The sequence below is a fragment of the Neisseria sp. P0008.S010 genome (assembly GCF_051962715.1).
Lineage (GTDB): Bacteria > Pseudomonadota > Gammaproteobacteria > Burkholderiales > Neisseriaceae > Neisseria > Neisseria elongata.
On record NZ_JBQCVA010000062.1, the window covers coordinates 1 to 12,124 of the forward strand.

Below are 12,124 nucleotides of genomic sequence, written 5' to 3' on the forward strand. Positions count from 1 at the left end.
CAACTTCAATAGTGGGAAGCGGTCGATGTGTTTGGCAATCATGGCTTGTGCGGTTTGCTGGAAGAAGGTGCTCATGGGAAATCCCCTAAATGTTTTGGTGGGAATTTAGGGGATTTTGGGGGGATTTTGCAAAGGTCTCAATCTTTTAGTTTAATCCAAAAATAAAAAAGACTGCCAATGCAGTCTTTTTTATTTTCTTTTTCAAAAAATTAGCTACGTTTGAACATGTTGCCAAATTTTTGGTTAAATTTGTCTACGCGACCGGTTGTATCTACGATTTTTTGGGTTCCAGTGTAGAACGGGTGGCATTGTGAGCAAACCTCAATATTAAAGTTTTCTTTTTCCATTGAAGATTTGGTTACAAATTTGTTACCGCAAGAGCAAGTAACATTAACTTCATGATAATCTGGATGAGTATTTTGTTTCATTTTAATTCCTTTGGTTGGCGGGCACAGGGGATGTGCCTGTGCTTCAAAATATCCCTTTCGGGAAGGCGGCGGATTATGGCCTAAATGGTTTGTTTTGGCAAGTTTTTTATCTTTTGCCCATTTGTTGTTTCCGGTTAGTAGTGCGGTGGGACTTCATCACGGAGGCTATACGGCTCTTGATCACCGTCTTGGTTTTTATCTTGAATTTTCCGATACAGCAGCTTGAGTTGGGCTTGTTGCAAATCCAATGTTTGCCGCATTTGGGCAATAGTGTCGTTCAGGCTGTCAATCAGTTCGCCTTGTAAGGCCGTCTGAATTTCCAGTTCGGTAATGCGTTGCGTCAGTTCTTCCATTTACAGCACCATTGCGGCAATCCAGCCGGCAATCATCAGCGGGATATTGTAGTGGATAAAGGTGGGGATAACCGAGTCGCGGATATGGTCGTGCTGGCCGTCGGCGTTCAGTCCCATGGTCGGACCCAAGGTTGAATCTGATGCGGGGGAGCCTGCATCACCCAATGCGCCGGCAGTGCCGACAATGGCTACGGTTGCCAATGGTGAAAAGCCGAGGCTGATACACAGCGGTACATAAATCGCCGTAATAATCGGCAGGGTGGAAAAGGAAGAGCCGATGCCCATTGTGACCAGCAGGCCGACCAATAGCATGACGAATGCCGCCATGCCTTTGTTGCCGCCGAGCATTGCCATGCTGTTTTCCACCAAAGGCTGGATATCGCCGGTTGCTTTCATAACCGCTGCAAATCCTTGGGCGGCAATCATAATAAAGCCGACCATCGCCATCATTTTAATACCTTCGCCAAAAACATCGTTGGCGGCATCCCGATTGATGACGCCGAGCATCATGAATACCGCGAAACCAACCATTGCCCCTAAAACCAGCGCGTCTTGATACATTAATTGTATGGCAAAGCAAACGGCAATCGCTATTGCCGCCACCATGCTGCGGTAGGCGGAAGGTTGCGGTTGTTCGACCGCTTTTTGATGATCGACCGTATCGATATCATTGGTTTGATAAAGACGCGGTTTGCGATAATGAATCAAAGCCAGCAGCAAACCTGCCACCATACCCAAAGCAGGGATGGCCATTGCTTGCATGACATTGATGTCTTTCACCTCCATGCCCGACGTGCGGATATTGCCCAACAGGATTTCGTTGAGGAAAATTCCGCCGAATCCGTAAGGTAGGAACATATAGGTGGTCACCAGGCCGAAGGTAATGACGCAGGCAATCAGCCTACGATCGATTTTCAGGCGGTTAAATACCAGCAGCAACGGCGGCACAATCATCGGAATAAAGGCGATATGGATGGGGACGACGTTTTGGCTCATGACACCCATGACCAAGATGATGGACAACAACAGCCATTTGACCGCTTTTTCCCCGGTTTGAGAGTTTTGTCCTTGATTCAGGCGGCGGACAATCGAGCCGGCCAATTGTTGCGGCAGGCCGGAGTGGGTGATTGCCATTGCGAAAGCCCCCAGCATTGCATACGACAACGCGATTTGCGCCCCGCCTTTCAAGCCTTCGTTAAAAGCGGAAATAATGCCGGTTTGAGTCACTTCTCCCGACATGTCCGTTACATTTTCCAACGGCATTCCTGCCATCAGTCCGCCGACAAACGCACCGATTGCCAAGCTCAACACTACATGTATGCGCGATAGTGACAATGCCAACATGACGATTACGGCGATTACGACAGCATTGGGCGTACCCATTATGCTTAATAACATCTTTCACTCCTCATTGCCGAACGATTTGACGATGCGTCAAGCGGTTTTCAGACGGCCTAATTGTTAACATTTTCAAATATTAACATAAGTATACAAAAACACCAAGCATCAGGCCGTCTGAAAACCTGGCTGCAACAAAGTTTGAAAAGCAACTTCAGTTTTTTCTTGCACTGAAACGGTTGAAACTTCATTGAAGCGCGTTTTCAGACGGCCTTTTGTGACGGATTGCCGTATAGGGGTGTCGAGAATTGGGTCAATCCCTTGTGTGGTGCGGTGTATTAACGCAAAGTGCCGGTAAAGACTTTTTTCCGTTTCCAAAATGCCCGTTCGGCTTTGGTTCTAATATTCAGAATGCCGCCGTGTTCGCCGTCTGTGGTTAGCGTTAGGTTTTTCAGACGGCCTTTTTGCAGGGCGAGGCGGATGGGGGTGAAAAAGCGGACATCCCAATCGGCCAGCAGTTGGCGATACGATTCTTCATCATCCGCCGCCACGGACACGGTCAAATCATCCAGAAAAATCAGGCCGTCTGAAATCTGTTGGCGGCATTCCTCCAGCATGGCTTCGAATGCCGCCCAGTCGTAGGGCGCGGCATCGTGCGGCAGGCCTGGGCGGAGCAGCCAACTGCTGTCCGTAGCGGTAAAGCCGGCTTCGGCTTGTCCGTCCGAATGCCCGGGCCACAGCCATACGCCGTTAACCGGCATTGTGCGAGCGGCATTGAGCGGATGGGCGTGCAGCCACATTTGGATTTCAGTTTGCTTGGACAGCCAATCCGGTGCGGCATACCGTTCCATCCGCTCCATCCCGTCAGCCTGCCCGAGCATATCCAGAACCGACGGAACCTGCCAGTCTGGCTGTTTGGGTAAGGTCAGCAGCCATAAATCAGGTTTGAACGGGTAAAAACGCCAACCGTCCTCACAAAAAAAATCATTCAATCCCGCACACCACTGCGCCGCCTCTTGCGCCGTTACCGACAAGGCGCGCCCGGATGCGAGATGCGCCTGATTCATGCCCATTTGCTGACAGACGGGTGCGGCCAGCAGGGCGGGCGTGTCTGCGGACAGCCCCAGTTCGGCTAATATCGAAATTTCCGGCCTGCCCCGCCAAAGATGGCGGGCATAAAAAACAGATGTTTCGGCGGGCAATGAAGTAAAGTGTCCGAAACGCAGCAGTGCGTTAAGGCCGGGCGTATCGAACGGCACAGGTCTTTCAGACGGCCTGTTCAATGAAGGGATGGCAAGGGTCAGATTCATCATGGTTCGGCATTGTTCGGATTAGCGTTATTTTACGCGCTTTTTCCGCATGATGAGGATTTCTATGAGGATTTATAGTATACTGAAACATTTGAAGATAAATGAAAATCTGTTTGTAAGGCTTTGTGCCTGATAACGAATCAGGCCGTCTGAAACGGAAAAATGAATCAATGAAAAAGATTTTTTCCCATCGTTTTTTGCAGCGTAAATCCATCCGCTGGTCGCTGCTGGGTATACTACTGTCCGTATCGGGTGCAATGACGGCTTATGCCGTAACTTCTCCGCCCAAACAAGACGAATTGTTTAAAACCGAAGTCGTTGTGAAGGAGCTGCCGCCGATTCAAGTGTCCGATGTCGAAAATCGGGCGGGATATTGGCTGGAAGAAGCAGCTCAAGAAGGTGATACGCTGTATACCATGCTGTCGCGCTACGGCTTGAGCGATGCGGATATTGCCAATGCCCTGAAAGGCGATGGCGAAGACGGCGGTATCGACAAGAAATTACAACGGCTTCGTTCGGGGCAAACCATCAGTGTTTTAATGGACGGCAGCAACCGGCCGGCCGCCATCCAGTTTTTCAACGATGACGATAATGGCGAAAAAAACCTGATTGCCATCGGTAAAATCAAAGGAGAGTGGCAGGCGAGCGCATCGGAAATTGAGATGAAAACCCTGCCGACGCTGAAATCCGTCGTTGTCCGCACCTCTGCCAAGGGTTCGTTGGCACAAGCAGGCGTAGGCATCGAATTGCGTGAATCGCTGCGCGATATTTTCAGTGAACAATTCAATTTGGACGATTTGAAAGAGGGCGATCAAATACGTCTGCTGTACAACAGCATGTATTTTCGTGGACAGGAAATGGCGGCAGGCGATATCTTGGCGGTTGAAGTCGTCAAGGGTGGTAAAACCTATCAGGCTTACTACTACGACAAAGGCGATGAGGGTGGCAGCTATTATGATTATGACGGCGAGCCGTTGAAGTCCGACAGTCTGAACGGCTTTGCCTTTATGCCGCTGCAAAACTATACCCGCATTTCCTCACCCTACGGCATCCGTGTCCATCCCGTGCTGCATACCGTTAAAATGCACACAGGCATAGACTATGCCGCCCCACCCGGTACGCCGGTTTATGCGCCGGCCGACGGTACGCTTACCTTCAAAGGTTGGAAAGGCGGCTACGGATATACGGTCATGCTGATGCACAGCAACGGAGTGGAAACGCTATATGGCCATTTAAGTGCTTTCTCTCCCTCAAAAGGTCATGTGAAGGCGGGCGAAGTCATCGGCTTTGTCGGCTCCACCGGCCGCTCTACCGGTCCGCACCTGCATTATGAAGCACGGATTAATGGCCAGCATGTCAACCCGACCACAGTGGCATTGCCAACCCCGAAAATGGAAAAAATCCATCTGGCTTCTTTCCTGCGGCAACGGCAGAAAGCTGAAGACACAATGGCAGTCATTCATGATTTGCCGGTTACGGTGGCGCAGCTTTATTGATTGGGTTTCTTTAGTTACGAAGGCCGTCTGAAAACCTGTTTTTCGGTTTTCAGACGGCCTCTTTTTACGTCAAACCGCTTACGCGCCGCGTTTTTCCAAAGCGGCTACGGCGGGTAACTCTTTGCCTTCCAAGAATTCGAGGAACGCGCCGCCGCCGGTGGAGATGTAGCCGATTTGGTCGGTAACGCCGAATTTGGCAATCGCCGCCAGCGTGTCGCCGCCGCCCGCAATCGAGAAGGCTTTGCTTTGGGCGATGGCTTCGGCAAGGGCTTTCGTGCCGCCTGCGAACTGGTCAAACTCGAACACACCGACCGGACCGTTCCACACCACCGTACCAGCGGCTTTGAGCAGTTCGGCAAGTGCGGCGGCGGATTTCGGGCCGATGTCCAAAATCATATCGTCTTCGGCAACGTCGGCAATGTCTTTCACGACCGCTTCAGCATCGGCGGCAAAGGCTTTGGCAACGACGACATCGGTCGGCAGCGGTACGGAGCCGCCTTTGGCCGCCATTTTCGCCATGATTTTTTTGGATTCTTCCACCAAATCGTGTTCCGCCAGCGATTTGCCGATGGCTTTGCCTTCCGCCAACAGGAAGGTGTTGGCGATGCCGCCGCCGACGATGAGTTGATCGACTTTATCCGCCAGCGATTCGAGGATGGTCAATTTGGTGGACACTTTGCTGCCGGCGACAATCGCCACCATCGGGCGCGCGGGCTGTTTCAAGGCTTTGCCCAAAGCGTCGAGTTCGCCCGCCATCAATACGCCGGCGCAGGCAACGGGCGCAGCTTGGGCGACGGCTTCGGTCGAGGCTTGGGCACGGTGGGCGGTGCCGAACGCGTCGTTAACGAACACGTCGCACAAGGCGGCATAGGCTTTGCCCAGTTCCAAATCGTTTTTCTTCTCGCCCTTGTTGATGCGCACGTTTTGCAGCATGACGACATCGCCCGCGTTCAGGGCGGGTTTGTTTTCACGCCAGTCGTTCAATACTTTCACGTCTTTACCCAACAGGCTGCCCAAGTGCGCGGCAACGGGCGCAACGTCGTCTTCGGGGTGGAACTCGCCTTCGGTCGGGCGGCCCAAGTGGGTCATCACGATAACGGACGCGCCGTTGTCCAAGCAGTATTTGATGGACGCGAGCGAGGCGCGGATACGGGTGTCGTCGCTGATTTTGCCGTCTTTGAACGGCACGTTCATATCGGCGCGGATGAGGACGGTTTTGCCCTGCACGTTTTGTTCGGTCAGTTTCAGAAATGCCATGATGTATCCTTTGTGAAGGTTGGAAATGGTGTGAAGGCGTTGATTATCCGCCGACGTTTGGAAGCCGTAAAGGCCGTCTGAACGGCTATAATCCCGTTTTTCAGACGGCCTGAAACAGGAAAAACCCATGCAAACCCGCATCATTCCGCTGGCGGCTTGCCCGCGGCACATCGAACAACTGGCTCTTGCTTTGCACGCCGAATGGCAGGACTTCGCGCCATGGAGCGAAATGGAGAAAATCCGCGCCTATTATGCCCGCTGTTTGGACGGCGGCAGTTTGCCGCTGGCCTGGCTGGCGGTGGACGGTGAAAACCGCCTGCTCGGTTCGGCGGCTTTGAAGCGGCACGACATTGCCGAATTGCCGCAATACGAATATTGGCTGGGCGACGTGTTCGTGCTGCCCGAAGCGCGCGGGTGCGGCATTGGGGCGCGTTTAATCGAACACGCGCTGCAACAGGCGCGGGAAATGGCCTTGCCCGAACTTTACCTCTACACGCCCGACGTGCAGGCCGTGTACGCCAAATACGGTTGGCGCGAAATCGAAACGCGTCGGCACAACGGGGAAATTGTGTCGGTGATGCGGTTGTGTTTGGGCGGTAGGGAAGGGGAGGCCGTCTGAAAGTCAGGTTTCAAAGCCTTCCCCGTCCGTTGAAATGGTTTTCAGACGGCCTTTATTTGCATTCGGCGCGTACTTTTTGTACGGCCGCATCCAGTTTTTTACTGTCAACGCCGCCGAGTATGGCCTCTTTCTTGCCGCACTTCACCGCTTCTACGGTGGTAAACGGCAACGCTCCGACGCTGTTGCCCAGATTTTTCATGAAACTGCGGTTGTCTTTGCCCGCATAGTGCCAGATCGGATAGGAAACGGGCGTGGTTTTCAGGAAGGGCGGCAGGTTTTCTTTACGGTCGATGGCAATGCCGATCAAATCGATGCTGCCTTTTTTCTGTTTTTTATACCAGGCCGACATTTCCGGCATTTCCTTTACACAGGGTTTGCAGTACGAACCCCAGAAATTGATGATGCGGACGGGGGCTTTCAGATTGTTCAAGTCCTGCGGTTTGCCGTCGGGGAAGGAAACCAGGTCGGAAGCGGCGGCGGGTAGGACGGTCAGCGCGAGCAGCAGGGCGGTCAGTTTGGCATTCATGGCGGATACTCCGTGGTTTGGGTCTAAACGCCGCCATTATAAGCCTTTCCCGGCAGATGGGTTTGAGTGCGGGCAAATTTTGCCGACAACCCCGCACGGGCTTACAATACGCCTTATCCCCAACCTTCACGGAAAATGACGATGACCGCCGTTACCCTTTATCACAATCCCCGCTGTTCCAAATCCCGCGCCGCTGCCGACTATCTGGCGCAGCAAAACGTGGAAACCCGTATTGTCCGCTACCTCGACACGCCGCCGGACATCTCCGTACTGCGCGAAATCTTCGGCAAGCTGGGCTTGGCGGACGTGCGCGGCATGATGCGGGTAAAAGACGATTTATACCGCGAATTGAAACTGGACGAACCGTCGTTGGACAATGAAGCCCTGTTGGCCGCGATTGCCGCCCATCCCGCCCTGTTGGAAAGGCCGATTGCCGTCTTGGGCGGCAAAGCCGCCATCGGCCGCCCGACGGAAAATATTGCGGCTTTGCTGGCTGGAGAATAGGCCGTCTGAAAAAACGGATTCAGGAAAGGAACAGGATTTGCATCGCCCGTTTTCGGCACACCGCTCGCTGTGGGCTTACCTGTGGCGCGGCATCAAAATCAGCATCGTCCTCATGCTGCTGCTGCCCGTATTTTGCGGCGTACAGGTGTATCGTTCGGGGGCTGCCGCACTGCCGCAGGATTACAGTGGTGACGCGGCGGTGGTGCTGGGTGCGGCGGCGTGGGATTCGCGCCCCTCGCCCGTGTTCCGCGAACGCATCAACCACGCCATCGTGCTCTACCAAAGCGGCAAAGTGCGCAAACTGGCGTTTACCGGCGGCGCGATAAAGCCGGGCTTTATGAGCGAGGCGGAAGTGGGTATGCGTTACGCCGTGCGGCAGGGTGTGCCGGTACACGACATCCTGGTAGAAAAAACCTCGCGCACCACTTACGAAAACCTGTACAACATCCGCCCGCTGCTTAACGAACAAGGACTGCAAAAAAACGTGATTGTCAGCGACCCGCTGCATCTGGCGCGCGCCGGAGTGATGGCCGAAGACTTGGGAATGGGGGCCGAACTGTCGGCCACGCCGACCACACGCTACACCGACCGCGCCGACAAAATCAAGTTCTGGCTGCGCGAAACCTTTTTACTGGCCGGCTACTACATCTGGCGTGTCGGGCACGGCCTGATGGCATTTGCCGGACTGGGCGGTTAAAGTAAACCGCCTTGCCGCAGGCGGCCGAATTTGCTACCATCCGCCCCGCATTAAGAGTTGGGATTTCCATGCCAACCTGCTTTTACGGTTTTGACAGGTAAAGTAAGGTGGACGGCCGCGAAAAAAGGCCGATGTGGCTTCGTTCGAACAGAACGGCGCAATCCGAATCCCGCTTGAATGCGGGTATTTTTTTGCCCGTTTCCCGGCCGTCTGAAACGGAAAGAGATTTTTCAGACGGCCTCACCAGACAAATAGGCCGTCTGAAAACGGCCTGCCGAAGAAAGACAGCCATGAGCGAATACCTTTTCACATCCGAATCCGTTTCCGAAGGCCATCCCGACAAAGTGGCCGACCAAATTTCCGATGCCATCCTGGATGCCGTATTGGCGCAAGACCCCAAAGCGCGCGTCGCGGCGGAAACCCTGGTAAACACCGGTTTGTGCGTGTTGGCGGGAGAAATCACCACCACCGCCCATGTAGACTACATCAAAGTCGCACGCGAAACCATCAAACGCATCGGCTACAACTCGTCCGAGCTGGGCTTTGACGCCAATGGCTGCGCGGTCGGCGTGTACTACGACCAACAATCCCCCGACATCGCCCAAGGCGTGAACGAAGGCGAAGGCATCGACCTGAACCAAGGCGCGGGCGACCAAGGCCTGATGTTCGGTTACGCCTGCGACGAAACCCCGACCCTGATGCCGTTTGCCATCTATTACAGCCATCGCCTGATGCAGCGTCAAAGCGAATTGCGCAAAGACGGCCGCCTGCCGTGGCTGCGTCCCGACGCAAAAGCGCAGCTGACCGTGGTTTACGACAGCGAAACCGGCAAAGTAAAACGCATCGACACCGTCGTCCTGTCCACCCAGCACGACCCTGCCATCAGCCATGAAGAACTGAGCAAAGCCGTGATTGAGCAGATTATCAAGCCCGTTCTGCCGCCTGAAATGCTGACTGCCGAAACCAAATACCTGATCAACCCGACCGGCCGCTTCGTCATCGGCGGCCCGCAAGGTGACTGCGGCTTGACCGGCCGTAAAATCATCGTCGATACCTACGGCGGCGCGGCTCCGCACGGCGGCGGCGCGTTCTCCGGCAAAGACCCGTCCAAAGTTGACCGTTCCGCCGCCTACGCCTGCCGTTATGTTGCAAAAAACATCGTAGCTGCCGGTTTGGCAACCCAATGTCAAATCCAAGTTTCCTACGCCATCGGCGTTGCCGAACCGACTTCGATTTCCATCGATACTTTCGGCACCGGCAAAATCAGCGAAGAAAAACTGATTGCCTTAGTTCGCGAACATTTCGACCTGCGCCCCAAAGGCATCGTCCAAATGCTCGACCTCTTGCGCCCAATTTACGGCAAATCCGCCGCCTACGGCCACTTCGGCCGCGAAGAGCCCGAATTTACTTGGGAGCGTACCGACAAAGCGGCCGCATTGAAAGCGGCAGCGGGGCTGTAAACATCCTGATGCGGTAAAAGGCCGTCTGAAAACAGGCGGAGGCGTTTCAGACGGCCTCTTGCCGCCCCTTGCAATCCCACCGCCCGCCCCCATAATGGCGGCTTATTTGACACGAAAGCCGAATATGCCCGAAGTTATCCTTTATTCCGGCCCTTACTGCCCGTATTGCAACATGGCCAAAGCCCTGTTGAAGCAGCTGGGCGTTACCGAAATCCGCGAAATCCGCGCCGACAGCGACCCCGAAGCGTTTGAAGCCATGCGCCGCGCCACCAACACCCGCACCGTGCCGCAGATTTTCATCGGCGACACCCATGTCGGTGGCTTTACCGACTTGCGCACCCTGCACAACGCGGGCAGGCTGACGGAGCTGCTGCAAAGGAAATGATTTACTTCTGCGGCCGGGCGCGATGCCTGCCGCAGTCCGACCCACCCGCCGTTTTCAGACGGCCTTTTAAACTAAGCGAGAGCAATTATGAGCGAACAACAAGCGCAACCCGTTTTCAGCATTGAAAAACTATATGTCAAAGACTTGTCATTGGAAGTGCCGAACGCGCCTCAAATCTTCCTTGAGCAAGGCGAGCCGAACGTTGAAATGCGCGTTGCCACCCAAAGCGAAAAACTGGAAGACAACTTCCACAACGTATCGGTAACCGTAACCGTAACCGCCAAACTGAACGAAGATCGCGTGATGTTCCTGAACGAAGTTACCCAATGCGGCATCTTCCGTTTGGAAAACATCCCCGAAGAAGACGAAAAACTGCTGCTGGCCGTCGCCTGCCCGAACATCCTGTTCCCGTATGCCCGCGAAGCCGTATCCAGCGAAATCACCCGCGCCGGCTTCCCGCCCGTATTGCTGGCCCCGATTAACTTCGAGTCTATGTATCAACAGCAGCAAGAGGAAGGCAACGCCTGATTTCCGCATACTGAAAGGCCGTCTGAAAACCTTTAAAACGGGTTTTCAGACGGCCTTTTTCATTCAAAGCGATTTTTTACCAAGCAGCCCTTGCGGGGAAACGGTGAAAAACAACACGTTCAAGCCACGACATTTTGCGGCTGCCCCGCCGCAAAACGGTTGATGTTTTCCAGCAAAATGGCAAACAGCCGATGCCGTGCTTCCTCGCTGCCCCAGGCCATATGCGGCGTAACGATTAAATTGGGCAGGCGGGCTTTGAGCAGCGGGTTACCGTTGCGCGGCGGCTCCTCGGTCAAAACATCGAAACCCGCGCCGCCGATTCGGCCGTATTTCAGCGCGGCAACCAAAGCCTGCTCGTCCACCAGGCCGCCGCGCCCGCAGTTAATCAACACCGCGCCGGGCTTCATGCGCTGCAATTCCGTTTCGCCTATCATGTTTGCCGTTTGCGGCGTGAGCGGGCAGTGCAGCGAAATGGCGTCTGCCGTTTGGATGGCCTCGTCGAAGGAAACGTAGCCTTCGCGGACGTTTTCGGCGTGTTTGTGTTCGCCGAACACCACGTTCATGCCGAAGGCGCGCGCATAACCAGCCAGCGTTCGGCCGATATTGCCGCGTCCGAATATGGCGAGCGTCTTGCCGTACAAATCGCGCATCGGCGCGCCGAAATGGCAGAAAAACGGCGATTGCTCCCATATGCCGGCGGCGATGTCGCGCTGGTAGGCAGGCAGGTTGCGCATCAGCGCAATCATCAGCATAAAGGCGTGTTCCGCCACCGATTCGTTGCCGTAGGCGCGGATGTTGCACACGGTAACGCCTGCGGCTTTGGCGGCGGCGGTGTCCACGTTGTCCACGCCCGTCGCCGCCAAGGCTATCAGCTTGAGCTGTGGGTTGGTGGCGATGTGCTCCGCCGTGATGACGACTTTGTTGGTAACGACAACGTCCGCCCCCGCGATTCGGGCGGCGGTTTCCTCCGGCTGCGTGGACGGATATTCGGCCACGTCGGCGGGGAAATTGAAAACAAAGGGTTTGGACACTATCGTGGCGCGGTCGAGTACGGTGATTTTCCAAGGGGTCATATGCTGTTTCCTGTTCTATGGGGCGGAAGATTATAGCGCGGTGGCAAAAGGCCGTCTGAAAAGTTGCAACGGCATTAGACCTCTTGCGAAAATATTCATCCCATCGCATTAACCAGTCCTGCAATCAGATTTACCCTTAACCCGAACCGT

14 protein-coding genes are annotated in these 12,124 nt (G+C 54.5%); 7 read left to right on the plus strand and 7 right to left on the minus strand.

Annotated features, from left to right (window positions below; translation table 11 throughout):
* Window positions 1-209: 209 nt before the first annotated feature.
* The 4 genes from rpmE to ACTHSL_RS11455 form a co-directional block, all read right to left on the minus strand.
* Window positions 210-428 (minus strand): 50S ribosomal protein L31, encoded by a 219-nt coding sequence (rpmE, locus tag ACTHSL_RS11440; RefSeq protein WP_049248635.1) that lies wholly within the window; start codon window positions 426-428, stop codon window positions 210-212.
* Between the two features lie 134 nt (window positions 429-562).
* Window positions 563-781 carry a SlyX family protein gene (locus tag ACTHSL_RS11445; protein WP_440381499.1) on the minus strand — a complete coding sequence of 73 codons (219 nt, stop codon included), beginning with the start codon at window positions 779-781 and terminating at the stop codon, window positions 563-565.
* Window positions 782-2,164: a Na+/H+ antiporter family protein gene (locus ACTHSL_RS11450; protein WP_440381506.1), complete on the minus strand. Its 1,383-nt coding sequence runs from the start codon at window positions 2,162-2,164 to the stop codon at window positions 782-784.
* A gap of 293 nt (window positions 2,165-2,457) precedes the next feature.
* The gene (locus ACTHSL_RS11455; protein ID WP_440381500.1) at window positions 2,458-3,432 is read right to left on the minus strand and encodes a hypothetical protein; all 975 of its coding nucleotides are present in this window, start codon (window positions 3,430-3,432) and stop codon (window positions 2,458-2,460) included.
* 167 nt (window positions 3,433-3,599) lie between these two features.
* Between ACTHSL_RS11455 and ACTHSL_RS11460 the strand changes: the two genes are divergently transcribed.
* Window positions 3,600-4,925 carry a M23 family metallopeptidase gene (locus ACTHSL_RS11460; RefSeq protein WP_440381501.1) on the plus strand — a complete coding sequence of 442 codons (1,326 nt, stop codon included), beginning with the start codon at window positions 3,600-3,602 and terminating at the stop codon, window positions 4,923-4,925.
* A 78-nt stretch (window positions 4,926-5,003) separates the two neighbouring features.
* On the opposite strand, the gene ACTHSL_RS11465 is transcribed toward ACTHSL_RS11460, so the two are convergent.
* Window positions 5,004-6,182, minus strand: a complete 1,179-nt coding sequence (locus tag ACTHSL_RS11465) for a phosphoglycerate kinase (protein WP_009175125.1) — start codon at window positions 6,180-6,182, stop codon at window positions 5,004-5,006.
* 127 nt (window positions 6,183-6,309) lie between these two features.
* On the opposite strand from ACTHSL_RS11465, the gene ACTHSL_RS11470 reads away from it, so the two are divergent.
* Window positions 6,310-6,801, plus strand: coding sequence for a GNAT family N-acetyltransferase (locus ACTHSL_RS11470; protein WP_204810849.1), 492 nt, complete (start codon window positions 6,310-6,312; stop codon window positions 6,799-6,801).
* Between the two features lie 52 nt (window positions 6,802-6,853).
* Here the strand turns inward: ACTHSL_RS11470 and ACTHSL_RS11475 are convergent, their stop codons facing one another.
* Window positions 6,854-7,327, minus strand: a complete 474-nt coding sequence (locus tag ACTHSL_RS11475; RefSeq protein ID WP_003769515.1) for a TlpA disulfide reductase family protein — start codon at window positions 7,325-7,327, stop codon at window positions 6,854-6,856.
* Window positions 7,328-7,468: 141 nt separating this feature from the next.
* Between ACTHSL_RS11475 and arsC the strand changes: the two genes are divergently transcribed.
* The 5 genes from arsC (at window position 7,469) to secB (ending at window position 10,901) form a co-directional block, all read left to right on the plus strand.
* Complete coding sequence (arsC, locus tag ACTHSL_RS11480; protein ID WP_440381502.1) at window positions 7,469-7,831, plus strand: arsenate reductase (glutaredoxin); 363 nt, start codon at window positions 7,469-7,471, stop codon at window positions 7,829-7,831.
* 112 nt (window positions 7,832-7,943) lie between these two features.
* Window positions 7,944-8,528, plus strand: coding sequence for a YdcF family protein (locus ACTHSL_RS11485; protein WP_440381507.1), 585 nt, complete (start codon window positions 7,944-7,946; stop codon window positions 8,526-8,528).
* Window positions 8,529-8,818: 290 nt separating this feature from the next.
* A complete protein-coding gene (metK, locus tag ACTHSL_RS11490; protein WP_107970732.1) occupies window positions 8,819-9,988 on the plus strand; it encodes a methionine adenosyltransferase in 1,170 nt (389 codons plus the stop codon).
* A 124-nt stretch (window positions 9,989-10,112) separates the two neighbouring features.
* Window positions 10,113-10,373: a glutaredoxin 3 gene (grxC, locus tag ACTHSL_RS11495; RefSeq protein WP_440381503.1), complete on the plus strand. Its 261-nt coding sequence runs from the start codon at window positions 10,113-10,115 to the stop codon at window positions 10,371-10,373.
* Window positions 10,374-10,460: 87 nt separating this feature from the next.
* Entirely contained in the window at window positions 10,461-10,901 is a 441-nt protein-coding gene (gene secB / locus ACTHSL_RS11500) for a protein-export chaperone SecB (protein WP_440381504.1), read from the plus strand.
* 119 nt (window positions 10,902-11,020) lie between these two features.
* Here secB and ACTHSL_RS11505 read toward each other — a convergent pair whose 3' ends face one another.
* Window positions 11,021-11,974, minus strand: coding sequence for a D-2-hydroxyacid dehydrogenase (locus ACTHSL_RS11505; protein WP_440381505.1), 954 nt, complete (start codon window positions 11,972-11,974; stop codon window positions 11,021-11,023).
* Between the last annotated feature and the right edge of the window lie 150 nt (window positions 11,975-12,124).

Bases quoted from the DNA above. Each gene is read 5' to 3' on its own strand.
- rpmE (WP_049248635.1), bottom strand. From the start codon at position 428: ATGAAACAAAATACTCATCCAGATTATCATGAAGTTAATGTTACTTGC.
- ACTHSL_RS11445 (WP_440381499.1), bottom strand. From the start codon at position 781: ATGGAAGAACTGACGCAACGCATTACCGAACTGGAAATTCAGACGGCC.
- ACTHSL_RS11450 (WP_440381506.1), bottom strand. From the start codon at position 2,164: ATGGGTACGCCCAATGCTGTCGTAATCGCCGTAATCGTCATGTTGGCA.
- ACTHSL_RS11455 (WP_440381500.1), bottom strand. From the start codon at position 3,432: ATGATGAATCTGACCCTTGCCATCCCTTCATTGAACAGGCCGTCTGAA.
- ACTHSL_RS11460 (WP_440381501.1), top strand. From the start codon at position 3,600: ATGAAAAAGATTTTTTCCCATCGTTTTTTGCAGCGTAAATCCATCCGC.
- ACTHSL_RS11465 (WP_009175125.1), bottom strand. From the start codon at position 6,182: ATGGCATTTCTGAAACTGACCGAACAAAACGTGCAGGGCAAAACCGTC.
- ACTHSL_RS11470 (WP_204810849.1), top strand. From the start codon at position 6,310: ATGCAAACCCGCATCATTCCGCTGGCGGCTTGCCCGCGGCACATCGAA.
- ACTHSL_RS11475 (WP_003769515.1), bottom strand. From the start codon at position 7,327: ATGAATGCCAAACTGACCGCCCTGCTGCTCGCGCTGACCGTCCTACCC.
- arsC (WP_440381502.1), top strand. From the start codon at position 7,469: ATGACCGCCGTTACCCTTTATCACAATCCCCGCTGTTCCAAATCCCGC.
- ACTHSL_RS11485 (WP_440381507.1), top strand. From the start codon at position 7,944: ATGCTGCTGCTGCCCGTATTTTGCGGCGTACAGGTGTATCGTTCGGGG.
- metK (WP_107970732.1), top strand. From the start codon at position 8,819: ATGAGCGAATACCTTTTCACATCCGAATCCGTTTCCGAAGGCCATCCC.
- grxC (WP_440381503.1), top strand. From the start codon at position 10,113: ATGCCCGAAGTTATCCTTTATTCCGGCCCTTACTGCCCGTATTGCAAC.
- secB (WP_440381504.1), top strand. From the start codon at position 10,461: ATGAGCGAACAACAAGCGCAACCCGTTTTCAGCATTGAAAAACTATAT.
- ACTHSL_RS11505 (WP_440381505.1), bottom strand. From the start codon at position 11,974: ATGACCCCTTGGAAAATCACCGTACTCGACCGCGCCACGATAGTGTCC.